At 60.1% G+C, this 25082-nt stretch carries 17 protein-coding genes; 10 read left to right on the forward strand and 7 right to left on the reverse strand.

The features are described 5' to 3' along the window. A complete protein-coding gene (locus ASG79_RS22390) occupies positions 1–1134 on the forward strand; it encodes a sensor histidine kinase (RefSeq protein ID WP_162256848.1) in 1134 nt (377 codons plus the stop codon). Continuing rightward, positions 1131–1799: a response regulator gene (locus ASG79_RS22395; RefSeq protein WP_056394308.1), complete on the forward strand. Its 669-nt coding sequence runs from the start codon at positions 1131–1133 to the stop codon at positions 1797–1799. Before ASG79_RS22390 ends, ASG79_RS22395 begins: the two co-directional genes overlap by 4 nt. Before the next feature lie 115 nt (positions 1800–1914). Here the strand turns inward: ASG79_RS22395 and ASG79_RS22400 are convergent, their stop codons facing one another. After that, positions 1915–4554 (reverse strand): glycoside hydrolase family 3 N-terminal domain-containing protein, encoded by a 2640-nt coding sequence (locus ASG79_RS22400; RefSeq protein ID WP_056394311.1) that lies wholly within the window; start codon positions 4552–4554, stop codon positions 1915–1917. 44 nt (positions 4555–4598) lie between these two features. Beyond that, positions 4599–5774 (reverse strand): glycoside hydrolase family 1 protein, encoded by a 1176-nt coding sequence (locus ASG79_RS22405; protein ID WP_056394314.1) that lies wholly within the window; start codon positions 5772–5774, stop codon positions 4599–4601. 494 nt (positions 5775–6268) lie between these two features. Here ASG79_RS22405 and ASG79_RS22410 point away from each other — a divergent pair, with 494 nt between their 5' ends. From ASG79_RS22410 to ASG79_RS22430, 5 genes are all read left to right on the forward strand, one after another. Then, the gene (locus ASG79_RS22410) at positions 6269–8629 is read left to right on the forward strand and encodes a glycoside hydrolase family 2 TIM barrel-domain containing protein (RefSeq protein ID WP_235509912.1); all 2361 of its coding nucleotides are present in this window, start codon (positions 6269–6271) and stop codon (positions 8627–8629) included. A 31-nt stretch (positions 8630–8660) separates the two neighbouring features. Then, complete coding sequence (locus tag ASG79_RS22415) at positions 8661–10922, forward strand: glycoside hydrolase family 3 C-terminal domain-containing protein (protein WP_235509913.1); 2262 nt, start codon at positions 8661–8663, stop codon at positions 10920–10922. Between the two features lie 154 nt (positions 10923–11076). After that, positions 11077–12699: a DUF5597 domain-containing protein gene (locus ASG79_RS22420; protein WP_235509914.1), complete on the forward strand. Its 1623-nt coding sequence runs from the start codon at positions 11077–11079 to the stop codon at positions 12697–12699. A gap of 148 nt (positions 12700–12847) precedes the next feature. Next, positions 12848–13681, forward strand: coding sequence for an SDR family NAD(P)-dependent oxidoreductase (locus ASG79_RS22425; protein ID WP_235509915.1), 834 nt, complete (start codon positions 12848–12850; stop codon positions 13679–13681). Further along, positions 13678–13956: a hypothetical protein gene (locus ASG79_RS22430; RefSeq protein WP_156400271.1), complete on the forward strand. Its 279-nt coding sequence runs from the start codon at positions 13678–13680 to the stop codon at positions 13954–13956. The genes ASG79_RS22425 and ASG79_RS22430 overlap by 4 nt, the downstream gene beginning before the upstream one ends. A 908-nt stretch (positions 13957–14864) precedes the next feature. On the opposite strand, the gene ASG79_RS22435 is transcribed toward ASG79_RS22430, so the two are convergent. From ASG79_RS22435 to ASG79_RS22445, 3 genes are all read right to left on the reverse strand, one after another. Continuing rightward, on the reverse strand, positions 14865–17399 hold the full coding sequence (locus ASG79_RS22435; protein ID WP_082581904.1) for a glycoside hydrolase family 78 protein: 2535 nt from the start codon (positions 17397–17399) through the stop codon (positions 14865–14867). A 119-nt stretch (positions 17400–17518) separates the two neighbouring features. Continuing rightward, complete coding sequence (locus ASG79_RS22440; RefSeq protein WP_056394325.1) at positions 17519–18859, reverse strand: MFS transporter; 1341 nt, start codon at positions 18857–18859, stop codon at positions 17519–17521. Between the two features lie 322 nt (positions 18860–19181). Beyond that, complete coding sequence (locus ASG79_RS22445; protein ID WP_082581905.1) at positions 19182–20708, reverse strand: glycoside hydrolase family 43 protein; 1527 nt, start codon at positions 20706–20708, stop codon at positions 19182–19184. A gap of 470 nt (positions 20709–21178) precedes the next feature. Between ASG79_RS22445 and ASG79_RS22450 the strand changes: the two genes are divergently transcribed. From ASG79_RS22450 to ASG79_RS24340, 3 genes are all read left to right on the forward strand, one after another. Beyond that, complete coding sequence (locus ASG79_RS22450; protein ID WP_235509916.1) at positions 21179–21820, forward strand: plasmid pRiA4b ORF-3 family protein; 642 nt, start codon at positions 21179–21181, stop codon at positions 21818–21820. A gap of 164 nt (positions 21821–21984) precedes the next feature. After that, positions 21985–22203, forward strand: coding sequence for a helix-turn-helix transcriptional regulator (locus ASG79_RS23320; protein ID WP_307090547.1), 219 nt, complete (start codon positions 21985–21987; stop codon positions 22201–22203). Between the two features lie 630 nt (positions 22204–22833). Beyond that, entirely contained in the window at positions 22834–22962 is a 129-nt protein-coding gene (locus ASG79_RS24340; RefSeq protein ID WP_268760865.1) for a hypothetical protein, read from the forward strand. Positions 22963–23088: 126 nt separating this feature from the next. Here ASG79_RS24340 and ASG79_RS23670 read toward each other — a convergent pair whose 3' ends face one another. Beyond that, positions 23089–23382, reverse strand: coding sequence for a hypothetical protein (locus tag ASG79_RS23670; protein ID WP_056394336.1), 294 nt, complete (start codon positions 23380–23382; stop codon positions 23089–23091). A 223-nt stretch (positions 23383–23605) separates the two neighbouring features. Continuing rightward, on the reverse strand, positions 23606–24832 hold the full coding sequence (locus ASG79_RS22470) for an alpha/beta hydrolase (protein ID WP_056394339.1): 1227 nt from the start codon (positions 24830–24832) through the stop codon (positions 23606–23608). Between the last annotated feature and the right edge of the window lie 250 nt (positions 24833–25082).

A 25082-nucleotide genomic window follows, 5' to 3' on the forward strand; every position in this document is an offset into this window, starting at 1 on the left:
ATGACGCTCACTCCCCGGCCGGGTTCTCGGTGGGAGGTGGCGCTCGATGCTGCTGCCGTCCTCGCCTTCCTGTCGGAACTCATGAGGGGGGCAGCGGCCGGAACCTATGAAGGCGTCATCCTGGTGGCAGCGATGCTCATCGCTGCTGCCGGGCGTCGGAAGTTCCCGGCCTCTGCCGCCGCCGCGGCAATCATTGCCAGCGGCTTGGTGGCTGGCGTTCCCGGAGCAGCCATACCTGTCTGGGTCATAGCGCAAGTCTGTATTTTCTCGCTCACGCTGCGCCGTTCCGGTGTGGCCTCGGTTGCTCTTCCGGTATTACACGCCTGCACCCTCTATGTCGGCGGTTTGGTCTTCTTGCGGCTCGAACCATTTGACGTGGTGTCGTTGAGCTTGCCTGTATGGACGGCAGCTGCCGCTTCAGCCGGGTACGCTCTGCGGTCCCACAACGAAACAATCTCTGCTCTCCGGGATAAGGTCGCTGCGTCGGCCGCGGCGAAGGACAGCGAAATCCAACGCAGACTCGGCGAGGAACGAATCAGAATCGCCAGGGATCTGCACGACGCGGTGGCACATAATATTGCCATTATTAACGTCCATTCAGGGGCCGCTGAGAAGGCACTGGATCAGGACCGGGAGCGGGCGAAAGAATCGCTCGAACAGGTGCGGTCAGCAAGCAGGAACGTGCTTAGGGAACTCCAGGACATACTCCTCATTCTTCGTTCCGCCGGCCATGGGGATGATGCCGGACCTATCCCCAGCGTAGAAGGCATCCCAGCCCTGCTGGAGAGCTCACGGGAGCTAGGCCTTGCAATCGATGCCACCATCGAACCGCTGCCCGGTGTTTCTCCAGCGGGGGAGGCCGCGCTGTATCGTGCGGTTCAGGAAGCACTTACCAACGCCCATCGGCACGGAAACGGGCGGGCGCAGCTTGTACTCGACTCGCAAGGCGGATCCATTGTCCTGACCATCTCGAACACCTACAGGCCCGGCCGTGACCGTCAGGGCGGCTATGGCTTGATAGGCATGCGGGAACGAGCCGAATCCGCAGGCGGCGACCTGTATACCCAGGATGAAAACGGTACCTTTCTGCTGAGGGTCACTCTGCCGGCCATCAAGACGAAGGAGAGAAAATGACGGCGGTACTCATCGTTGATGATCAATCCATGATCAGGGCCGGCCTGCGCGGCATCCTGGAGAACTCGGGAATCACGATTGTGGGCGAAGCTTCTGATGGACGTGAAGCTGTCCGCATGACCCGGCAGCTGAAGCCCGACCTGGTCCTCATGGACCTGCGAATGCCTGTTCTCGATGGCATGGCCGCAACCCGTGCCATACGCAGCGATGAGACCCTCGCGGAAGTTAAGGTTCTCGTCCTCACAACGTTCGACGGCGACAAGGACGTCATCGGAGCCCTTGGAGCCGGTGCATCGGGGTTCCTGAGTAAGGGCGCAAGCCCTGACGAACTGGTCGCGGCTGTCCTGGACGCCGCCGCGGGGCAAACGACCCTGTCGTCAACTGCGGCGTCCGCAGCCATCCGCCACATTTCTGCCACAGCGCAACGGCCACCGGCTGCGCCCGACCCGCAGTTACTTCGGCTCGTCAGCCAACTAACGCCCAGGGAGCGGGACATGGTGGCTGCTGCTGCCACCGGCATGGACAACCCTGCCATTGCCCGCGAACTTCACATTTCACCGTTAACGGTTAAAACGCATCTCAACCGGGCGATGACAAAGTTGGGTGCAAGGGACCGTGGACAGCTTGTCGCTCTGGCGTTTAAATCCGGAATAGCCCAGGTATAGCCTCACGGAGTGCGGGCAGGCAGGAGACCTGCCGCCGCTGTCCTGTCTCCGGAATCACAGGGAAACAAGTGGGAGCCGGTCCGAAAGGACCGGCTCCCACTTGTATAGTGCCTTGCTAGATGGCGACCCGCGTCCCAGCGTTCTGAACTTTCGCCACCAAATCATCGACTACTGATTCTGGTAGCTGCCCTTGGCTGTAATAGGCCATCTGTGCGAGGGTCATTCCCATTGCAGGGGCGAGCATCTCTTCGCTTGCCCCGCCCATCATTGCCCGCAGCAGCTCGCCGCCCACAGGGTGGTCGAGCCAGTCACGAATCGTGCTTTCGGCCGTCACCGGGGCGACGTCCAAGGTGTCCACATTCTTCGCTGCCGCGATTTGGGCGGCAAAGTCCTCGTACGACCCGGTCTCCACCAACACGGTGCTGAAAAGCTGGCGGTTCGGTCCCGGAAGGTGATCCCTGCCTGTCAGCGCTACCTTGGTCTGCAGGGGCGTGTCCGCTGACGAGCCTCCTATGTAGAAGCGGATGAGGCCCGGCTCCACAACCCAGCCCTGTTCAGCATCCCACAGCGCGAACATACTTGCCGGGACGCTCACGGTAATTTTTGCGGCCGTTCCCGGGTTCAGGGAGATCCTCCGGAAAGCGACCAGGACCCGCCCGCGCCGGGCGGTGCTGCCGATCACATCCCGGCCATACACCTGGACGACTTCCTCGCCGGGGCGCTCTCCAGTGTTGGTGACGGTAAACGTCAGACGGATTGATGAATCGGTTGCTGCTTCGTGCGCCTCCGCCACCAGATCCCGGTAGGCGAACTGGGTGTAGCTGAGCCCATGTCCGAAGGGGAACACTGCGGTTGTCTCCCCATTGAAGTAGGAGCTTGGCTGCAGTGTTCGCCAGTAGGGGAGCGGGGCTGAGGCAGCGGACTGCAGCATGGACATCGGCAGCCGCCCGCCGGGGTTCACGTCACCGAAGATCACCGAGGCCAGCGCGTTGCCAGCTTCTTCACCGCCAAAGAAGGAGGAAATTATTGCCGGCACGGCTTCCGTCATCCACTTCAATGCGTAGGGGCGTCCGTGGCTGAGTACCACAACGGTCGGGGTACCGGTTGCCGCAATCGCTTCCACCAGTTCACGCTGCACTCCGGGCAGGGTGCAATCCGTGCTGTCGATTCCCTCACCGACGGTGCCATAGGAACCAATACCTGCCTGGTCCCCGACCACGACTACGGCCACATCTGCTGCCTGTGCTGCGGTGGCTGCTGCGTCGAACCCGGTTCTGTCTTCTGTGGCGACGGGGCAGCCCCGTTCGTAGAGAACCGTGGTGTCGTTGCCCGCACGACGCTTAATGCCTTCAAGGAAGGTAACTACGGGAACCGACTCGACCAGCAATTTTGCCTCGTCCGCGCCGGCCGTCGCTGCCTCTGCGTTCTCGAGGCGCGCCTGGGGGTCAGCGGCCAGGGCGAAGCGCTTCGTCATGCTGTCGAGCACCTGGTAGCTGTAGTTTCCGAGCTGGCCCATCGGGCGGTCAGCGTTGGGACCGATCACCGCAATTGTGCGTACCTTCCCGTCGAGAGGCAGCAAGGGATCAGCTCCGTTAACGGGCTCATTCTGCAGCAGGACGACGGCTTTTTCGGCCAGGGTACGGGCTAATGCCCGTTCGTGCGGTGAATCCAGGGTTTCCGGAACCTCATCCAGGTTCGTGTAGGGCTGCTCGAATAGACCGAGCCCGAATTTCGCCCGAAGGACGTTGGAAACTGCCCGGTCCAGATCGGCTTCAGCCAGCACCCCGTTCCTGACAGCTTCAACGATCCGCCCGGAGTTGACGGCGTTGTCCAGGTCCAGGTCAACGCCCGCCCGCAGGGCCTGGGCAAAGGCCTCGCTGCTGTCCGCGACGGTCCCGTGCTTGGTGTAGAGCTGGGACACCGCATTGAGGTCAGAGGTCACAAGGCCCTCGAATCCGTAGTCACGGCGCAGCAGGTCCTGCAGATACTTTTTTGAACCAGTTACCGGAACACCGTCGAGTGTATTGTAGGCGGGCATAACGCCCTTGGCCCCGCCGGCGCCGATCGCCATTTCGAAGGGCACCCCGTGGACTTCTCTGAGCTCGTTTTGGCCGATCTGCGCCGGGTCGGTATTCCGCCCGCCGTCGCTGGCACCGTAACCGATAAAGTGTTTCAGTGTCGCGATGACGGGCGCATGGTGGTCGGTATCCTGCAGCCCGCGGACAAAAGAGGTTGCCATGGATCCTACGAGGTAGGGCTCTTCGCCGTATGTCTCCTCCACACGTCCCCACCGCGGGTCGCGTGCCACGTCAGCCAACGGGGAAAGAGCCTGCCGCACTCCGATGCGCGCCATTTGCGCGCCAATGGCCCGGGCCATTTCTTCGACCAGTTCGGGCTCCCAGGTGGCAGCCTGGGCGATGGCGTCGGGATAGGTGGTTGCGTCCCGCACTTTCAGTCCGATGAGCGCTTCCTCGGCCAGCAGGACCGGGATGCCCAGACGGGTATCCTCTATGTGCTTTCGCTGAAGTTCGTTGCCTTTTTCTGCGGCTTCGCGGGGTGGAAGGCCCAGCGTCGACAGGGCCGCTGTCGCACTGCCCCATCCGGTCGAGGGCGGGTTGTGGACATCAACGGCTGATCCAAAGGGGGACGCAGTCTGGGCGGCCTTTTCCTCCAGCGTCATCCGTCCCAGCAGATCCTGCACCCGTTCCTCGATGGGCAGTGCCGGATTTTGATAGGGGTGCACTTCGGAGGTCATAAGACGCTCGCTTTCATTGGTGAGGGTTCTGTTGGCTGTGGTGGTCACAGTGCGTTCGCCGTCGCGAGGGCGCCCAGGATATGAAGGCTCGGCTTGGGAATGCGTTCGAAAGTCTCCCGATTCACTGCAACGAGACCAAAAGTCGGTGCCCAACGGCCCCACTCGAAGTTATCGAGCAGGCTCCAGTGGATGTATCCGAGTACGTTCGCACCCTCCGCCATGCAGTCCCGAAGGTGGTTCAGAGCTTCATTGATGTAGGCGATCCGGCGTTCATCGTCTGCTGTGGCAATGCCGTTTTCGGTGATCACAATAGGTGTATCCGGCAGGACCTCACGGGTGTGCCGTACCGCGATGCCAAGCGCATCCGGCCGATATGCCCAACCCATAATGGTGTTGTCCGGGTGTGGCGGGTGGCGAACGATTCCGTCGGCGTCGATAGGCTGACTTGTGTATGACTGAACGCCGATGAAGTCATCACCCCTTGCCGCTTCCAAGTACATGTCCTCGAAGAGGTACTGGATCTCCGTGTGCTTATCCTCAGCACCGGGTGTCACCGTAAAGGCCTGGTTCGCGACCGTCCAACCGACTTTGGCGGTGGTTCTGCTGCGAACGATCTTGGCCGCGGCCTGGTGTGCGCGGATCAGTACGCGGCCGATTTCCGGGTCCGGGAGGTAGCTCTCTTCCGGGTCATACACCTCTCCAGCGACGGCCAGACGGCGCTGCATGCCATGGTTGATGGCAACAACGTTTGGCTCATTGATGGTGCATACCCACTCGACGCCCTCAAGGATGGTGCAGGCCTGCTCAACATAGCGGGTAAAGAGGTCCACGGCGTCATCGGCCAACCATCGTTGCTCGTCGAACCACAGGGGATGTGTGAAATGGTGCAGGGTCACCACGGGTTGAAGTCCGAGACGCTGGCACGCCTCGATCATCCGCCGGTAGTGGGCCAGTTCGGCTTGTGAAAACCTGCCTGGGCTGGGTTCGATGCGGGACCATTCAAGGCTGAAGCGGTAGGTGTTGAACCCCGCCTCAGCCAGAAGTCGCATGTCCTCTTCATACCGGTGATAGCTGTCGAGTGCGTCACCGCTGAATTCCACACCGTGCTCGGCTGCGTCGAGCTCGAGCTTCCAGAAGTCATTATTGATGTTGTTGCCTTCCACCTGGTGGGCAGCTGTCGCTGCCCCCCAGAGGAAACCGTCGGGGAAACTGCGTGACATGGTTGGCTCCTTGCCGGTAGGTCTGTTCTGTATCCGCCTGCAGCGCGAGGTATGCAGGCAACGCATCTTGCTGCACTCCGAGGCAGGGAAGGGCACCGCTACTGGGGGCGGGTCCGGAGAATCAGCGGGGATCCGCCGAAGCTCCCTGGGGTGCCCGGTCTTCGGGCCCGGGGAAGAAGCTCGTTGGTCATAATGGCTCCATTGGCATCCGGTGACTGACGCGTTCTGGAAAACGCGGACCTCTGTGTCATTCATAGCGAGGGTACTGCCCCTTTTGACGCGCGTCAATGCGCTAGTGCCGCTATTGACACGCGTCAATTGCTGTGTTTCGCTGGTCTGAATCAATAGCAAGACTGCGGATTTCAGTACCCGCAACCGGAAGGACAAAGATGACCCTGGCGTCGCGTGTTACAGAGATGTTGGACCTGGACGTTTGGGAGTTTTCCGTCGGAGCCTCCGACAGTTGGTCCTTAGTTCGGCTTCCTCACGATGCCATGATTCACGAACAGCGGCGGGCTGATGCAGAAGGAGGCGCTGAAGTTGCCTACTATCCGGGCGGCCGGTACGCCTACAGGACAACCTGGCGCGCCGGTGTGGACCCGGCGCCTAACGTCGCGTTGCGGTTTGAGGGCGTTCAGGGCGATTCCACTGTCTCAGTGAACGGCACACCTGTCGGGACGCTTAGAAGCGGTTATACGGAATTCGAACTGTCGATAACCGATCATGTTCTGTGGGGCCAGGATAATGAGGTCCTTGTCGACGTCGACAACTCTGCCCAACCTGCAAGCAGATGGTACCCGGGGTCAGGCCTGTACCGTGCCGTGTCACTCGTCTTTCGGCCAGCGGTCCATTTCGCTGCGGATGGTCTGCAGTTGCGGACGAAAGCGACCTCAAATGAGGCGGCAATTGTCGAGGTCGAATACGGACTGGTGAACGCCGACGCGCGCGATACCCAGGTCGTTATCGAGCTTTCGCACGAAGGACGAGTCGTTGCCGCCGGCGCCGGTGGCGGGAGCACCGGTGCTGTGGCCCTGCGCATCGACCACCCGCATGCTTGGTCGGCGGAAACGCCGCACCTCTACGAACTTGCCGCGCGCCTCGAACTGGATGGCTTGGTCGTTGATGAACGACGCGAAATGGTGGGTCTGCGGACAATTTCCGTTGACACCCATTACGGGCTGCGGATCAACGGCACAACTGTCCTGCTGCGTGGTGCGTGCATCCATCACGACAATGGGGTCCTGGGAGCCGCAACCCACAGGGCAGCAGAGTACCGCCGCGTCCGGCTGCTCAAGGCGGCAGGCTTCAATGCAATCCGCAGCGCACACAATCCCATGTCCAGGCACCTGCTGGATGCATGCGACGAACTGGGCATGTATGTGCTCGATGAACTGGCCGACTATTGGGTAGTTCCGAAAACCAAGCACGATGCCTCATGGCGTTTCCGGGACACGTGGCGGGAGGACGCGGACCGTATGGTCGAGAAGGACCGCAATCGCCCCTCCGTGATCATGTACGCCGCCGGCAATGAGATCCCGGAGACTGCCACGGCTGAAGGTGTGGCCCTTACCCGCGAGATTACGGAATACCTCCACTCCATTGATCCTGACCGGCCGGTGACACTGGCTACCAACCTTTTCCTGAGCACCCTGGTGTACATGGATAAGTCCCCCTATAAGGATTCGTCTCCGGTTGAGGGCGAATCCTCCATGGCGGGGTCTACCGAGGCGAATGTGATGATCAACCAGATTGGCCGCATGATGGATCTGGTCTCACGGCTTCCCCGTGCGGACAGGGCTACCCGGGACGCGTTCGCGGCCGTGGATGTGGCTGGTTACAACTATGGCCTGGGCCGTTACAAAGGGGACGTGCGCCGGTACCCGGAGCGTGTCATCCTTGGTTCCGAAACCCTGCCCGGCGATGTTGCACGTGCCTGGCACCTCGTACAGGAAAACCCCGCGGTCATCGGCGACTTTGTCTGGGCGGGTTGGGAGTATCTGGGGGAGGCCGGAGTAGCCGTGTGGGTGCCCGGGAAACGCGCCGGCTTAGCTAAACCCTTCCCATACCTAATTGCAGGTCCTGGAATGTTCGACCTTATCGGGCAACCGGACATCACGTTGCGGCTCGCCCAGGCAGCATGGGGTTGCCTGGACGCTCCAGCCATCGGCGTACGACCCGTGGACCGCAGTGGCGTTGCCATGGTGAGGTCAGCGTGGCGCGCTACCGACGCCGTAGAAAGTTGGTCCTGGCGAGGATGCGAAGGACGCAAGGCAGATGTTGAAGTGTACTCCGCAGATGACCACGTCGCCTTGTTCCTCAACGGCCGCCGCATAGCCCGCAGACGGGCAGGGCGAAAGCAGGGGTATCTTGCCAAATTCACCGTTCCCTACGAACCGGGGAATCTGACCGCGATTGGGTACCGCAACGGTTCTGAAGTGTCGCGCACAGAGCTCAGAAGCGCCAGTGGAGAACTTGGACTACGCGTCACGAGCAGTGCCGGCACGGTTATCGCGGACGGTGCGGATCTTCTCTTCGCCGACCTTGCTATCACCGATCGCAGTGGAGTGGTGGAGATGCTCGCGGATGAACAGGTGGTTCTGGACGTTACGGGGCCCGGAGAACTCATCGGTTTCGGAACTGCAGCGCCCGCCTCCGAAGAGGCCTTCACGGGCAACACCCGCACGACATTCCGCGGACGGGCCTTGGCCGTCATCCGCCCCACCGGAAAGCCAGGACTCATCACAGTCAGTGCCCGATCACAAACCTTGGGTGCCGCCGATCTGGTAGTTGAAGCGCTCGTGACCGGTTCCTTGGAAGAATCTACCGACCTCGCCGCAGGCGCGCTCACCAGCTAACCCATAACCTCGACCTCGGAAAGTTCTGTCAATGACCAATCAAACACAAGCCCAGACCGGCGCCACTGTTGATACCAGTGCCATGACTGAAATAGCTGGCATGCCTGCCGACCGAAAGGCCTCCCTGCTGTCCGGGCAGAATTTCTGGGAGACCGAACCCATCGACGAATTGGGCCTTCCTGCAGTGACCTTGGCCGATGGAACCTACGGATTGCGCCACCAGTCAGGACGCCACGACCACCTCGCAATGTTCGAAAGCGACCCAGCCACGTGTTTCCCTCCCGGCGTCGCGATTGGCTCCAGCTGGGACCCGGGTATAGCGTCGCGTTTGGGCTCCGCCATCGGCAAAGAGGCCCTCGCCCAAGGCGTACACATTGTCCTTGGTCCGGGAATCAACATAAAACGCTCCCCGTTGTGCGGACGAAACTTCGAATACTATTCGGAAGATCCTCACCTCACCGGGGTACTGGGATCCGCCTTCGTTAAGGCCCTCCAGTCCGAAGGCCCGGGAGTCTCGGTCAAGCACTTTGCAGCGAACAACCAAGAGACGAACCGGCAGACGATCAGCGCGGACGTTGATGAGCGGACGCTTCGGGAGATTTATTTACCGGCTTTTGAACGGGTTGTCACAGAAGCACAACCAGCGACCGTCATGGCGGCCTATAACAAGATCAACGGACAGTTTGCGTCGGCAAACCCCTGGCTGCTGACCGAGGTGCTTCGTGATGAGTGGGGTTTTTCCGGAGTCGTTGTATCCGACTGGAACGCTGTAACGGACCGCGTGGCAAGCCTTCGGGCAGGATTGGACCTCGAAATGCCAGGAGGTAGCGCCGCGCATGACCACGATGTTCGTGCAGCGGTGCGCTCAGGTGAGCTGGACGAACATGAGCTCGACGAGAGTATCGCCAGGATTGCCGCACTGGCCCAGTACGTTCCCGAATCAACGACAGATATCGACTACACCGCCCAACATCGCATTGCTCGAGAGCTTGCAGCCGACTGCGCGGTCTTACTGAAGAATGAGGCTCAAACCCTGCCATTGAAAGCAGGCACCCGCCTCGCAGTCATCGGCGAGTTCGCTGCCAAGCTCCGTTACCAAGGCGGAGGCAGCGCGCATGTCAATGCCACCCACCTGGACCAGCCCCTTGAGGCTATACATGCCCTCGCAGGAGAGCATGAGGTGACGGTGACCTATGCACAGGGTTTCGCGATCGGCGGTGATGAAGACGCCACGCTGCGGCAGGAGGCCCTTGATACGGCCCGGCACTGCGATATTGCGGTGATCTTTGCTGGCCTGGACGAAGTGGCTGAGTCCGAGGGGATGGACCGCGAAAACCTCGATTTGCCTGCGGCCCAATCGGAGCTGATCGCTGCGGTAGCTGCCGTCGCACCCCGTACGATAGTCGTCCTTTCCAATGGCGGCGTCGTCTCTCTGGAGGGGTGGCATGACGACGTCCATGCCATCCTCGAAGGTTTCCTGCTGGGGCAGGGAGGTGGGCACGCAATTGCCGATATCCTATTTGGCCGCACGAACCCTTCCGGGCACCTGGCGGAAAGCATCCCGCTGCGGCTGCAGGACCACCCCAGTAGCCTGAACTTCCCGGGCGAACGCGGGCACGTCAGGTACGGCGAAGGCGTGATGGTCGGCTACCGCTACTTCACCACCTTCGACACAGCTATCCGATACCCGTTCGGTCACGGCCTTTCGTACACCTCTTTTTCCACTTCAGCCCCCCGGGTGACAGTGACATCAAGTGAAGACGTCACAGTCAACGTCGATGTACGAAATACCGGAGACAGGCCCGGCAAGCACGTGGTTCAGGTCTATGTCGCAACCCAAGCCGGCCCCGTGCGACGTCCGGCACGGGAACTGCGGGGGTTCGATAAGGTGCACCTCGAACCCGGCGAAACGAAGACTGTCACGATCGACCTTCCACGACGGGCCTTCGCCTACTGGGACATCCAGTATCGTCGCTGGGTTGTCGCCCCAGGTGAATACCGGATTCAAATTGGCACTGATGCCCACACCATCCTGCATGACGAGAGCCTCACGCTGACCGGCGACCTTATCGTCACCGAGCTCACCATGGAGACCCCCATGGGTGAATGGTTTGAACACCCCCAAGTGGGCAACCGCGTCATGGAAGCACTCGGATTCAATTCGGTCGAAGTCTCTGCCGAACACCTGGCCATGCTGTCGTCCATGACCATGACCCAGTTCATCAACATTTCCGGCGTGCCGGTTCCAGAGGAAACCCTGGCGCACCTGATGCGCGACAGCCGCCCGGCCTGAAATCCCCAGAACCAGGAATGGAAAGCCCAGTCAACGGTTATCGGGCGCAATCCCGAACAGGCGTCCAATCGCACTGGCCAAGACCGTTCTCGCTTCAGGTAGGACCCAACGCCCAAATCCGTAGCAGGCTCGGCTTCGCCAATGGAGCCTATTAGTGGAAGAAACCAACATGCATCAAACTCCAAGCACCGTCGTAGACCAGTGGACAGGCCCCTACCTGGCAGTCGACGGCCAGCCGTTCCTGATCGTTGGCGCCGAAGTGCACAACTCCAGTTCAAGCACCCTTGAAGCGATCGCGAGTTCTTTCGCAACCATTAAACTGCTTGGCGCCAACACGGTACTTGCCCCGGTCGCCTGGGATCTTTTCGAACCGGAAGAGGGCAAATTCAACTACACCCTCATCGACGCGATGATCGCCACAGCGCACGAGTTCGAGCTGCGGCTGATTCCGTTGTGGTTTGGTTCGTGGAAGAACGCCGCCTCCACCTATGCACCGCACTGGGTCAAGAAGGACGTAATGCGCTTCCCCCGGGCTGAACTGGCTGACGGACGCCGCATCGAGCACGTTTCCCCGTTCTCGTCCGAGGCGAAGGCCGCTGACTCCCGGGCCTTTGCCGCGCTTATGCAGCGGCTCTCTGACACCGACCATGAAGGCACCGTCCTGATGGTCCAGGTCGAGAACGAAGTCGGACTCCTCGGAGCATCCCGGGACCACTCGCAAGCAGCGCAAGCGGCTTTTGAAGGGCGCGTACCCGCTGCAGTGATCAAAGCCGTCTCGGCTGATTTCGGCATTCCGGTCCATCAAAACTGGCAAGAAAACGGATCCCGAACCGAAGGCACCTGGAAGGAGGTGTTCGGTGAAGGAGACCGTGTGGACGAGGCCTTTATGGCAGCTGCATATGCTTCCTACGTGGATGCTGTCGCCTCCGCGGGAGCTCAAAACCACAGAGTTCCATTGTTCGTAAATGCCTGGCTGGATGCAGACAGCGTCCTGGACGGCCCAGTCCCACTCGCGGGCGGCAAGCGCCCCGGTGAGTACCCGAGCGGAGGACCGGTCGCCCCGGTCGCACCGATCTGGGATTCGCTGGCCCCAGCTCTGGATTTCCTCGCCCCTGATATGTACGTAGATGACGCCGAGCCTGTCTTCAGTGCCTTCTCCGCCAGGAAAGGCCGGCTGTTCATACCCGAATTGCGGGCCGATACAGTCGGCATCGCACAAATGTTTTCCGCAGTCGGCGGCCACCGTGCACTAGGGGTATCCCCGTTTGGCGTCGATGACATGGACCCGGACGCGGACAGCAGCACGGGCCTCAAAGACGCCTATTACCTGCTCTCGGCGGCGGCTGCCATTATTCGTACGAACCCTGAAGCCCGGATGCAAGGCTTCGTGCTTAACGACGAGACTCCGTCAGCCTCTTTCCAGTTTGGCGAAACGGCGCTTCAGATTAACACCCAGTCCGACTGGAGCCCGGCACTGCCCACCTACCCTGCCTACGGGTTGGTCATTGAGGACGGTGACGGGGCTTTCGTCATCGGTCGCGGTTTTTGGGTCACGCCCTTTGCCGGCGAAGGAGCCCCAGTCTCCTTCCTTTCGGCAGCCGAGTATCGGCTGGAGGCAGGTGAACTGATAGTCACCCGCCGTATCAATGGTGATGAAACTGCGTCGGGGACCCTGGTTCCTTTCCCGTTCGTGGGCACACCTCCGATGTCGGACAGGGCTATCCCCACCAAACTCCCTGAAGCGGGAATCGTTAGGTTCAGCCTCTACACCTACTGACCTCCCGCTCTGCACAAGACCGGGGGCCGGGCAAGGGTACGCCCTGCAAGGGGAACGTCGGACAGGCACGCCCTGAAGTCGCCGGCGACACGTCCGCCCCCGGTTGCAGGCGGACCTGGGACACATATCAGAGATCAATGTCCTGATAATGCACCCCAAAGCACTTAATTCATTCGACAGAAAGGCCAGCGACATGCAGGTTTACGGCAAAACGTTCGTAGTGACGGGTGGCGGCAACGGCATCGGCCGCCAAGTAGTGCTGGGGCTCCTCCGAAAGGGAGCAACGGTTTCCGCCGTCGATCTGAACGCCGATGCGCTCGAAGGAACACAGGCCTTGGCAACCGGAACAGGCACACTGAGCACCCACGTGGTAAACGTGACTGACCGTCAGGCCGTCGCAGCGCTACTCGAAGACGTCACCAGCCTCCACGGCCACGTCGATGGCCTCATCAATGTAGCGGGCATCATTCATCGCTTTGTGCCTGTGGCTGACTTGTCATTTGAAGACTTTGAGCGCGTAATGAACGTAAATCTCTGGGGCACCGTGAACATGTGCAAGACGTTCCTGCCGGCCTTAAGGTGTCGTCCCGCAGCGGCCATCCTTAACGTATCCAGCCTCTCAGCCTTGCTCCCATTCGCCGGCCAAACATTCTATGGAGCGACAAAGGCTGCTGTTAAGCAGTTCAGTGAGGGTCTTTACCAGGAATTGAGCGGCACGGCTGTTGCAGTTACGACTGTTTTCCCGGGAAACATCAGCACTGACATCAGCGGAAACTCAGGGGTCAAAGCGATCGACCCCAAAGGCAGAAAAGCACCTTCCACCACGCCCGAAGCAACTGCGGCCAAGATCATCCAAGGCCTGGAGAGGGGCAGCTTCCGAGTGTTGGTCGGCACGGATGCAAAAATACTCGACGCAGCCGCGCGGATGTCATCCCGTATTGCGACCGCTTTCATCGGGCGCCAAATGAAGTCGGTCTTGTGATGGTGTCGGACGCGGGCTGGCAGCCAGTTGACGACTGGACCGTTCTCGCAGGCCTGGAGGTGGAGGTTTGGGACAAAGACCGCCTTGTGGACCAGGGAACCGTAGATACAGTCACCGCGGATGGCGCAATTTTCTGGCTTAAGCACTACGGCATTCTGCAGCGCAGGGCCATTGAGAAGGTTGACCACCGCTACGTGAAGGTAATCCCGGTCCCGCAGATCATGGAAGGAACGCTGCGGGACGACCATCCGGTGACCGCCGCTACTGGCAACTAATGGCGGTCACCGGCTAATAAGCGCATGAGAGGACTGTTCTCCCCGCGAAGGGGTCGGTCGTCTCCTGTCGCCGGTCCGGGGACTAAGACCATGAGACGCTCGCCTCGACACCGGGCCCCTCGGCAGTGATGGCAACCCGAGGGCTGCAGGCGGGCGCTTTCAGGCTGGCCCCTCACTCCTCACTCGGCGGCTATAGCCTTCAGCTTCGGCTTTGTTTGAGGAGCGTCTTCCTCCCCACTGCTCGCCTGCGACGACGCATCCCGAACCCTTCTTCGTCCCGAACGTCGCCATGGCAATAAAACATCGAACGCGATCTGCGTTAGCCGCTACTGCCTGCGAACAGGCATTGGTAGTGCATGAGAAATCGAAGTTGCCCTCCGCGCGCAGTGCAGCTGCTTCCGCTATCTCGACAAGCCAGCGTCCCTCCCGCTTGGCAACTGGGGATGAACATCGGCGAAGTGTGAAAGCGTCCGGGTCGTTCGTCGCACCTTCCCGCACACGCGTAGGCAATCCAACGAGGTAGCAACAGGCTCATCGACCAAAGCAATCTGTCCCTGTGACGGCCGCCAGGATTTTCAGGCAATGCGTTGGGCCGCTGGCTTCTTGGTTCCTATGTTGGGATAGCAGCTCGAGGAGTACTGCGTTCTCAATGGTAATTTTCATATCTCGGCTTACCGGGACCTGGCACAAATCCCCTCCTTGGTTCGCAAAGATTGGACCCGAGAGTTTCGGCAGCAGGGATCGCGCGAAAAGAGTGGTCCCTTACCTCGTTGACTGCGCCAGGGACATCGCAAAGCACCGGATATCGGTGGTATTCAGTGACAGCCAGGCTTGGCCTCATGATCTTTGTGAGGCCGAAGCGGCCACCGTCGAACCAGTGATGGTTCGGCGGTGGCCGCTTTGATGACTCAGCCTGCCAGTGCCGCTTGAAGATCACCCCTGAGACCTACTGGGGCTCCCGGCATACTCTCGAGAATGGTGTTCACAGACTCTGGCCTGCAGTCCAACTCCGTCGTTTCAACGGGGAAGTGAGGAAGGTGCTTGGTGATGGCCCGAAGCACGGCATCCCAGACCTCCGGATGCTCGGCCACTTTCATCAGCGGTGAATCCAGAGTGAACGACGGGCGCTGGCCGTACGGCTCAGCAGCTTGGTACTGCCACTTGTGGTTGCCCGAACTTACGTCTTCGACGGCATTTTCCGGATGCAGGGGAAGGATGACTGTTGCTGTCGCACCTGCCGGTATCTGCGCTTCCACAGTTACTACATCGGATTCGACCTGCCACATGACTTCGGCGCGGCCCCGCGTGGTTTCATGCGCTGTTCTTGCCCATGTCAGTCCTCCTCCGGGCTGCGGAGCAACACGGATGTGTTCCCACCCGGGCGACAGGCGTTCCAGGCCACCCACGACGCGGTGCAGCCAACTAGCCACGGCACCAAGCGCGTAATGGTTCAGGGAGGTCATCCCGGTCGAGTTCAGAGTACCGTCGGGACGGATCGCGTCCCAGCGTTCCCAGATGGTGGTCGCACCCATGGTGACCGGGTAAAGGAATGAGGGGCATTCCTTTTCCAGCAGCAGCCGGTAGGCGGCTGACAGGTGTCCTGTGCTGCTCAGGGCGTCTGTGACGAGGGGTGTTCCCGCAAAACCTGTGGATATGCGGTACTTGGCCTTCTTTACGATTTCTGCCAGGCGGTTGCCGGCCACTTGCTTTTGGTCTTCGTCGAGGATGCCAAACATGATGACCAAGGCGTAGGCGGTTGCAGATTCATTGACAACACGGCCGGCCGGTGTGACGTATTCGCGACGGAATGCGCTGAGGACGCGTTCGTGCAAAGCACGGAATTCGGCTTCGTCCTGCCGACAGCCAAGTACTGCCGCAGTTTCTGTCATTTCCCTGGTGGTCTTCACCAGGTAGGCCGAAGCAACCAGATACCGATCTGTCTTCCCCCCCGCCGCATTGGTGGCAGGTGCGTCTGGATCCAGCCAGTCGCCAAACTGAAAACCCGCAGTCCATAGCCCCTGCTCGTCAAGCAGCGAACCGATCTGGCGGATGAGGCTGGTCATCGATTCGTAGCTGCTGCGTAGGATTTCCGCGTCGCCGTACTCCTGGTACAGCTCCCACGGCAGACTCACGGCTACGTCGCTCCAGAGGGCTGTGGGTGCCGAAGGGCTGGTCATAACGTCAGGTACGGTCCAAGGAACGTCACCGGTTGCCTTCTGCTCGACGGCCAGATCTGCGAGCCAGGACCCAAGCACCCCCCGCACGTCATACAGGTAGGTTGCGGTCCTTGAAAAGGCGTTCAGATCACCGGTCCAGCCCATTCGTTCGTCTCTTTGCGGGCAATCCGTCGGGACGCCAACAAAATTGTCGCGCATCGACCAGACCGTATTCTGGTGGAGTTTGGTAACGAGTTCGTCGGAAGTCTCGAACCAGCCGGCGCGTGGCATGTCGCTGTGAACAACGACGGCCTGAAGTGCGTCCGCCTCCAGCTCACCGGGCCATCCTTCGACCTCTGCATATCGAAAGCCGTGGAACGTGAACTGCGGCTCCCACACTTCCTCGCCTTCACCGCTAAGAGTGTATCGATCGGTCGCCTCAGCAGTACGGTTCGTCTCCCGCTCCAGTTCCCCGGACGGGGTCAGGACCTCAGCATGGCGGAGCGTGATCACTTTGCCGGCCTCGCCAGAAACTTTGATTCGCACCCATCCTGAGATGTTCTGACCAAAATCAACGATTGTTGTCCCGGAGTCGGTGACGCGGAGTTCGACGGGTGCGAGTTCTTCAATGCGCCTGATGGGTGGGAAATCAGCAACCACCAGGGATGACAGGGGCCAGTCGACTGGCTCGATCGCCGCCCATTCGACATCCTCGAAACCGGCTTGTGTCCAGCCCTCGGGTTCCATTCGGGCGTCGTAAGTCTCGCCCGCATAGATCCCATTTGCACGAACCCCTCCGGATCCCACCCGGAATTCGTCGTCAGTTGCGATGACCTCCGTCCGGTCAGGATACTCAAGTTCCACCTGAGCAAAGAGCGCGGGCCGGTCCGAGTAGTTGTGGCGCAGGTTGTCCCATGTCAGAGCCCCTACAGCCCAGCCCTCACCGACAACGGCGCCGAACGCGTTGGCACCCGGGGCAACAAGCGAAGTTACGTCGTAGGTGCTTACTGCCAGGCGGTGCCGGTACGAGGTCCACCCTGGTGCGAGAACTTCGTCCCCCACCCTTGTGCCGTTGATGTACGGGACCACGATACCGAGTGCCGTTACACGTAAAGTAGCGCGAATAGGACGTTCTGCAAGCTCGAATTCCCTCCGGAAGTATGCTGCCGGATCATCAGCGTCCGAGGCTTTCGCCGGGCCGACAAAGGTCCCGTGCCATTGGCGTATTTTTCCGTCGCCTTGTTCGTCGCGGTCGGTACCGGGAGGTTCCGTAACGATGCTAGTCATCGAGAGCCTTTCTCCTGCTTGGCTGTGTGTTTAGGTGGCCCAGTGAGAAACGTTTGTTCTGGGTGCCGGGAATGGTCATTGAAGGAGGCGCGGACCGACGTCCGCGCCTCGATGGATTGTTATCTCGCCCCACGCACCCGGGCAGCAGTGATAGCAGCACCGAGGCTGAGAAGGCCGCCAACGATGAACAGCGCGGTGTAGTTAGCCCCCGTACCGCCGATGGCGAGGACCAGGGGTGCCATGACGGGGCCCACAGTGCTGGCGAGGCTTCCCGAGAGGAAGTAGATGCCCATCCATTTGCCGTTCTCATTCCCCTTCGGAACAACGTCTGCCGCGAGTGCCAGGTCTACCGAGTTGAAGGCTCCGACACCTGCTGACAGCACAACACCGCCAATAATGTAGGTGAGAAAGTCCGGGGAGATGGCAATCGTGATGGAACCAGCGGCGATCATTGCCGAGGACAAGTAGATAAACGGCTTGCGGCGCCGCAACCGATCAGACAAGTAGCCGCCGCCGAGGGTGAACAGGAGCGTCCCGAGAAGGCTGAGGCCGCCGACCGTTGCCATCTGCTGGCCTGCGGTCTCAGGGGTGAAGCCCATACGGTCCAACAGGAAGTAGAACTGGTAGGTCGAGAAGAAGGAGAATCCGATATTGAGTGCGAACTTTCCCACCCAAACCCATGCAAAGTCCCGGTGCTTTTTAGGGTTGAAGGCGAGGTGGCGGAAAATGTCCATCAGCGAACCGATGCGGGCTTCCTTGGGGGCAGGGGCATCGGGCACGGTCACCAGCCACAGTGCCGCCGCGACGGCAAACACTGCCACGGGCGCCAGGAAAAGGAGCAACAGGTTGCTCGTCAGGAAGCTGCCCGCCAGAGTTGCCACGACTCCGGCAACTGATGCTGCCACGCCGCTAAGGGAACCCAACCGGCCGCGCTGGTAGTCCGGCACGCGTTCGGCGAGGGTGGGATTTAGGGCTGCGCTGATTGCGCCGCCGCCGAGTTGGGCGATGATCCATCCGACGATAATGACCCAGACGTTTGGTGCTAGCGCGATGATGACGGCACTTACGAGTGAGAGTGCAAAACCCACAATGATGTAGGGCCGGCGACGTCCCCACCGTGTGCGGGTGGCGTCGCTGAGGACACCAAAAATTGGACCTGTCACGAGGCTGATGAAGCCGCCGATGCCAATAATGAGGCCAAGAGTCGCCTCTTTGGTCCCGGGGTCTATCAGCTGCACTTTATACGCGAGGCTGAACAATGTAGGCATGAACAGGACAAGGAAAAACCCGAAGTAGGTCAGCGCGAAAACGGTGGTGAACCACGCCCCGACCTTGGGGATAGCAGGCGCTTCTCCGACTGAATTCCGGGTTTCCGGGTGCTCTGCCAAGGCCTCGGCAGTGACACTCTGGGGTAACGCGCCCGGAACGACGTGGCTGGTGGATTCTGATTGATCTTTCATGACGGCTCCGTTGACATCCAAATTCGGGGGCGGCAAGTGCCACCACCGGACTACAGGAATATTGTAATTGACTCGTGTCAATGGTTCGCGGAAGGTCCCCTGAATAGGGGACACGACCGCATGACACGTGGGTAACGGCGGCACCCGTCGGGGTGCGCACCTCAGGACAAAGGCACACGCGGGAAAGGCTTAACTTCCGGCGACGCCCTTTACTTGGCTTCCCCTTGTGGCTTGCACTTTGGACCGCAAGGAATTGCCGGGTATTGATATCACATCGCGCAGTCGGGTTTGGGGTCGCGGCGCTGGTGTTGTTTTTTGGGGGCTAAGCTTTGTTGGCTCCGGATGCTTGAAGTTCCCGTTCACGCCCGGGGGTGCCCGCGTTCTCCAAAGTTAGATAGGAAATGCGTTTGGCGACAATCGCGCCGGCTGTCGGTTCGATACCGAATGTTCGTCCAGTGAAACCACCTGCTACTTCCGTCGACAGGTAACGTCCGTCCAGGGTGGCAAGGACTTGTTCGTCTCCGCCCGCCGTCAGGATGGAAAGCTCAACAAGGTCCGGTTCGTGGGCTGGATAAAGCGGGTTTTCGTCCGGTTCACGAACCGCGATCCGCAGAGTGACATTGCGGCTGTCCTCTATGGCCAGGTGGCCCAGAGAGGCGATGGAGGGACCGATAGCTGCAACGGCTTCGGCGCCCGTTTCACTAACCATGAGTCCGTACCAATGGGCACTATCGATTCTGAGAAGGAACCGGCAGGAACCGGCACTGACGTCGATTGTCGCTTCTGCAATCCATTCCCTATCGCGCGCCCTGGCCAGAAGCATGCCTTGAGGTTCATCTTCTTTAGGCGCATCGATCCTAATTCCGGCCGGCGTCTGACTTGAGACAACCTTCTGCAGATGCACGTTCGGCGAAATCCATCGCTGATCCAATTTCTGGGAGTCAAAATTGTCAACGAAGGAGTGCGTAGGAGGCGTTGGGGTGAATCTCTCCTCATCAATAACGGGCCACCCGTCGATCCACTCCACGCCCGCTAGGAACGTTTCGCGGCCGTTGACATGGAACATGGGGCTACGCCCCCGCGGCCGGACGCCCAGATAGACCATCGCCCAGGAGCCATCCTCCAACTCCACCAGGTCTGCGTGGCCCGTATTTTGTACAGTGGCGCTTGTGCTGCGGTGCGTCAGGATCGGATTGCTTGGCGCCGGCTCAAAAGCATCTTTCAGGGTTCGAGAGCGCGCGACGGTGACGGCGTGTCCCCGCTCCGTGCCCCCTTCAGCCAGGAGCAGATACCACCATCCATTCAGACGGTAAAGGTGCGGACCTTCCGGATGGGACAAACCAGTACCCTGCCACAGAAGTTTTGGTTCGGACAGCATGACACCGGTTTGGGGGTCAAGAGGTACGCTCGCTATGCCAAAAAGACCTGGCACGGACGACACCCACGTCAAGTGACAGACGCCGTTCTCGTCCCAGCACAAATCCGGGTCTATGCCGACAGCTCCTTCAACATAGACCGGCTCCGACCACGGGCCCGCAGGGTCCTCGGCCGACACAAGCAGTTGTCCCCGCCCGTACTCTAGAACGTTCGTGGTTACCAACCAGAACTTGCCGTGATAGCGAAGAGTCGTGGCGTAGACACCAGTACTGGGCGGAGCCATCCGGACATCAAGCTGACTCTGTCTATCGAGCGCGTTGGTCAACGGCGTCCACGTTGTCAGATCGGCACTGCTGTGAATCGGAGCTCCTGGCGCAAACTCAAAGCTGGAGTTGGCGATGTAGTACGTGCTGTCACGCCGGCAAATCGACGGGTCCGGGTAGAACCCGGCAATTATCGGCGTGCTGCTCATTAAGACTCCTAGAAGTGATGGGAGTTACATAGAATCAGGTCAATTGTCGCGTGTCAATAGGCTCATTGAAACGAATCATTTCGCGCTTAACCTCCTTGGGGCATATGTCTCTGGGCTTTAAGGAGCTTTTCCTCATCGGACAGTGTCTCCAGCCACTGCCCTTGGACCGCGCCATAGCACCAAAGGTTTCATCACGCCACCGCGGCTTTACGCCCCATCGACCCCGTATCCCGCCCACAGTCTCCAATCTCCTGCTTATTGACTGCGGCCGCCAACCGCTGGCAACTATCAGAGACAGGACCGATCTGAATCATTCCAATTCGTCACGGGGAGGCGGGAGTTCCAACCATCCACCCCTATTCCAGTGCCTCAAACGCCGATACGGATCTTTCGTCAAGCTATCGGCCGAGGCTGGGGGAGAGGTCATGCCTCTTCTTACTAGGGCTGTGAGGCCTGTAAAAATGGGTGCCATGGACAAATTTGAGGCCACGTCGGGTATGGGACAGGACTCTGTCCTGGAGGTTCGCGTGGCGCTGGTCGACAGCGAGCCTGAGATCTGGCGTCGATTCGAACTCCGGGGCTCGCTGACTTTAGGCCAGGTACACCGGGTCCTGCAAGCAGCATTTGGCTGGGAGGACGCGCACCTGCACAGGTTCGTAGCAAGCGACCCGTTCGCGCCGCTGCGGCCAGTCGACGGCGAATTTCCGGAGGTCCCGCAGTGGCTTGCAGGGCAGCAGTGCGAAGAACCGGGCGACAGGCCTGAGGAGGAATGTTCCCTGGATCAGCTGCTCGAGCTGGGGTCAGGCGAAGCGTTTTACGAGTACGACTTTGGTGACAGCTGGCTTCACCGGATCGAGCTGGTTTCCCGCCGGTCCGTGGGCGAAAATAATCCGCCGGCCCGGCTGATCGACGGCGCCCGGCGCGGCCCGCTGGAAGACTCCGGAGGTCTCCCCGGTTACGAGGAGATCATGGATGCCTTGGCCGACCCGTCGCATCCTGACCATGCCGAACAGGCCGCATGGGTGGCCGACATGACTGGATCTGCCGAACCATTTGACCCAGCCTTTCTGGACATCCCCGCCGTCAACCGGGCGCTGACCGGTCACTTCTGACTTACGGAAGCCGGGATTAACTCCACGAACTGTGGCAGGAAACAGCCCCCTCTAACGGCACTCCCCCCCCTGGTCGAGAGGGCCGATAATAAAGATTTCGTCAGGCCAGAGTCAAGGAGTTGGGGGAGCGGGCCTCGACACTGCTGCACAGCAGGCAGGGCAGGGTGATCATTGACGCGCCCAGTTCTGCAATTCACAATATTCGTGTCAAACACAAACAGCCCTTACCGGGGGTGGATGTGCAAAACAAAGTCCGTGATTTCCGCATCGCAGCCGGAATGTCGCAAGGTGAGCTGGCCACGGCCCTGGAGGTTTCGCGGCAAACGATCCAATCCATAGAGGTTGGCCGCTACCTTCCTTCCCTTCCTTTGGCTCTCGCCTAAGGTCGCTATTTCCGGCGACCGGTGGAGGAAATATTCGATCCCTGCGGGGGACCGTCGTCAGTAATGGATGCAGGCGGACCTCAGTCCACAAAGTTCCCCGACCTAGCAACCGGTGCGGCCGAAGGCCGCTGATCTTCGATGTTCAGCCGCTGCGGTCAGATGCACGTTTCTCTCAACTACCGAGCATCCGGCCAAAACGCCGATAATGGATATTCCGTAAAGCTGGTGGTGTTAGCTGACTTGGGCAAGGCTGACTGGTTGGTCAGGCTGGGTGCTCATGGCCGACGGCTACAGCAACGGGTGAACTCTGAGAGAGCGGCTATTTCCTGGAGGGCCCAGCCAAGGATGGTGAGCTGGTAGTCGTCTCGTTCCTTCATTCCGTGCAGGTACACATCAAAGTCAGCCGAGGTTGTCGTGCCGCCGTTGGCCAATACTTCATCCAAAGTTCGTCGGCGGTGGTTTCGTGTTTCTGGATCATCTCCAGTGCTGGGGTCCGCGGATCTTCCATAACGGTCCCCTCGTTAGTGTCCATTGGCTTTGCCGACCCCTTGGTAAGCATGATCGGTTGCCGCCGCTGGTGGAGCTGGTACTTACCGGGGCTTTCCCGGAAGCCGGGCACCAATTACTCCTGTGCTTACCAAAAACAAGCGCGGCCTCGAGCATGCACTCGCGGTCGGCACTTTGGACGCCAGGACTGCAGTGATTGTCTCGGCCAGCAAGAAGTTTTCCCACAAGAACATGGGACGGCCCACCGAGTAGGTGCTTGCTGACGTCCCGGAGTCTCTCGCTATCGCTCGCGATGCCTCAAAAAACGTCTCTGCAGCAGAACCGGACTGACTGCGAAAGGCTGAGTAGGGCGGCAATCGAGATATCTTGCTGACCAGTTCACCTTCCCGGGACTTCATAAGAGGACTCTTGAGTGACGCCGCATGGAACGTCTTGATCGACGCGGACGGTGTATTTGCCGTAATCGCGTTGCACGACGATAATTCCCTGCTTGAGCTCCAAAGCGGCGGGTATGAGCATGGCGACCGCATTGTTGAGCTTTTCGTCCCTGCTCCCAGGCTCCTCCACAGTGATCACTTCAACGGAAAGAGGGAGCGGCCAGTTCGGGAAAAGGTTGCCGCCCATAATCGGGGAGGCATCGCTGACTACCGACAAATGCGAATTTTGGGACATAACTTCTCTTTTACGGGATCGACAGGGGTGCACGGGGCTTCCTGCAGGACAGGATGAGCTGCCTGCAGTCAGCTCGTCAAAACGCAATCCTCCACGCATTGGACTCGACCTTGAGTCCTTGGGCTTGTCCTACGACGAATTCAAGGTGTCTGGTCGATGGCCGTCGAATTAGGCTGTAGTGGGCCGTGCAGGATGCTGTTCGGGCGTAGCGAATGGGCGCGTGTCAGCGGTTGAAGGTGACGGTTGTAGTGCTGTGCTTCGTTGTGGCCCCTAGGGTGTATTGCTGCTGTTGATTTGGTGGCCCCTGGGGGACGCTGAAGGTGATAGCGCCGTTTTTGTCTGGCTGGACGCGGGTGGGCTTTCCATCGATTGTCACAAAGACAGGCTTTGCTCCGCTAAAGAGGGGCGGCGTGGTGATTGTTGTGGTGCCGCTGCCGGTGATGGTCAGTCCATTGGCGCTGACATCCTCCAGGGTCAGGAATTCCAGCGGCCGTTGCGGGTCAGCGGTGATCTTCCATCCGTAGATATCGAAGCTCGGCTCGATGGAGGTGTGATCGAATACCGTTGGTGCTGTGGTGCGCCTTGCGAAGACGTTTTGGAAGCGTTCAATGGCTTGGGCTATCTGGTACTGGAACTGGGCAGGACTGTGGCACCCCCAGGATTCGTCCTGCCATCCGTGGCTGATGTCGAGGGCGAGGAGGGTCTGATGCAGTCGGACGCTTTCCGGACGTATGACGCCCGCTTCGGTAGCGCAACCCGAGGAGTCCGCTAGTCCGGATTCCCGCACGAGGTCGGGCACACCGTTGCCGGTGAACAGCTGCAGGTCTACACCGCGCAGGTTGCGGGCTAGGTCGGTTGGGTTATGCCCTCGCCACCTGACTTCTTCGGTCGCGCGGGGTCCGTAGATTGAGTCCGGTGCAGCACCCTGCAGAGTCGGGCTTGCCGTAATCGCGCCCGCGCCGGGGGCCCAGTTACTGTCAACGGCACCCGAGAGGCTTGCCGCGGCAGCAAATTTGTCTGGGTGGCGTGCGGTGAACATGAGGGCCCCGTAGCCACCCATGGATTCGCCCATGATTGCCCGGTGGGCACGGTCAGGGATCGTGCGGAAGTTAGCGTCAATGAGAGGGATGAGCTGATTCATGACGAACGTCTCATACTCCGGCGGGCCTGCGGTGCCCGTGTTGAACCAATCGCTCCAATAGCCGCTGTCACCCCTGGGGGCAACGACGATTGAAGGATACGACGCAGTCAACGCCTCACCGTTGTATATGGTCCTGAAGGACATTTCGTCATGTGTGGTCCCGGCAGTGTAGTACGTTACCGGCCACTTTTTCGTACTATCAGCGTTGTAGCCGACAGGAAAGATGACTTCCACCAGCGCCGGGGCTGCAAAGGCATCTGTGGCTACCGTGAGCTGGAGGGTTCGTTCTGTAAGCCAACGTTCTCCCATGATGTGGGGGCCTGAAGCGGACACTGTTCCCGAAAGCGGCGGCGGAGCATCCGCGGAAGCAGGTATGGCCGGGGCGAGAAAGGCTGTTGCAGAAAGGGCCGCGACTGCAACAACCTGGCTGCACCGGCCTGGCCAAGCCGGGGTACGGGGAATTCTATACATCGGGATCCTCATCAATCAGTTAGCGATAACAGGGACGCTATTTGGAGCGGACATATATAGGCCGATGTACCGGTCTAGAAGCTTGAGC

The sequence above is a fragment of the Arthrobacter sp. Soil761 genome, from assembly GCF_001428325.1.
GTDB lineage: Bacteria > Actinomycetota > Actinomycetes > Actinomycetales > Micrococcaceae > Arthrobacter.

Bases quoted from the DNA above. Each gene is read 5' to 3' on its own strand.
- ASG79_RS22390 (WP_162256848.1), top strand. From the start codon at position 1: ATGACGCTCACTCCCCGGCCGGGTTCTCGGTGGGAGGTGGCGCTCGAT.
- ASG79_RS22395 (WP_056394308.1), top strand. From the start codon at position 1,131: ATGACGGCGGTACTCATCGTTGATGATCAATCCATGATCAGGGCCGGC.
- ASG79_RS22400 (WP_056394311.1), bottom strand. From the start codon at position 4,554: ATGACCTCCGAAGTGCACCCCTATCAAAATCCGGCACTGCCCATCGAG.
- ASG79_RS22405 (WP_056394314.1), bottom strand. From the start codon at position 5,774: ATGTCACGCAGTTTCCCCGACGGTTTCCTCTGGGGGGCAGCGACAGCT.
- ASG79_RS22410 (WP_235509912.1), top strand. From the start codon at position 6,269: ATGATTCACGAACAGCGGCGGGCTGATGCAGAAGGAGGCGCTGAAGTT.
- ASG79_RS22415 (WP_235509913.1), top strand. From the start codon at position 8,661: ATGACCAATCAAACACAAGCCCAGACCGGCGCCACTGTTGATACCAGT.
- ASG79_RS22425 (WP_235509915.1), top strand. From the start codon at position 12,848: ATGCACCCCAAAGCACTTAATTCATTCGACAGAAAGGCCAGCGACATG.
- ASG79_RS22435 (WP_082581904.1), bottom strand. From the start codon at position 17,399: ATGACTAGCATCGTTACGGAACCTCCCGGTACCGACCGCGACGAACAA.
- ASG79_RS22440 (WP_056394325.1), bottom strand. From the start codon at position 18,859: ATGAAAGATCAATCAGAATCCACCAGCCACGTCGTTCCGGGCGCGTTA.
- ASG79_RS22445 (WP_082581905.1), bottom strand. From the start codon at position 20,708: ATGAGCAGCACGCCGATAATTGCCGGGTTCTACCCGGACCCGTCGATT.
- ASG79_RS22450 (WP_235509916.1), top strand. From the start codon at position 21,179: ATGGACAAATTTGAGGCCACGTCGGGTATGGGACAGGACTCTGTCCTG.
- ASG79_RS23670 (WP_056394336.1), bottom strand. From the start codon at position 23,382: ATGTCCCAAAATTCGCATTTGTCGGTAGTCAGCGATGCCTCCCCGATT.
- ASG79_RS22470 (WP_056394339.1), bottom strand. From the start codon at position 24,832: ATGGGAGAACGTTGGCTTACAGAACGAACCCTCCAGCTCACGGTAGCC.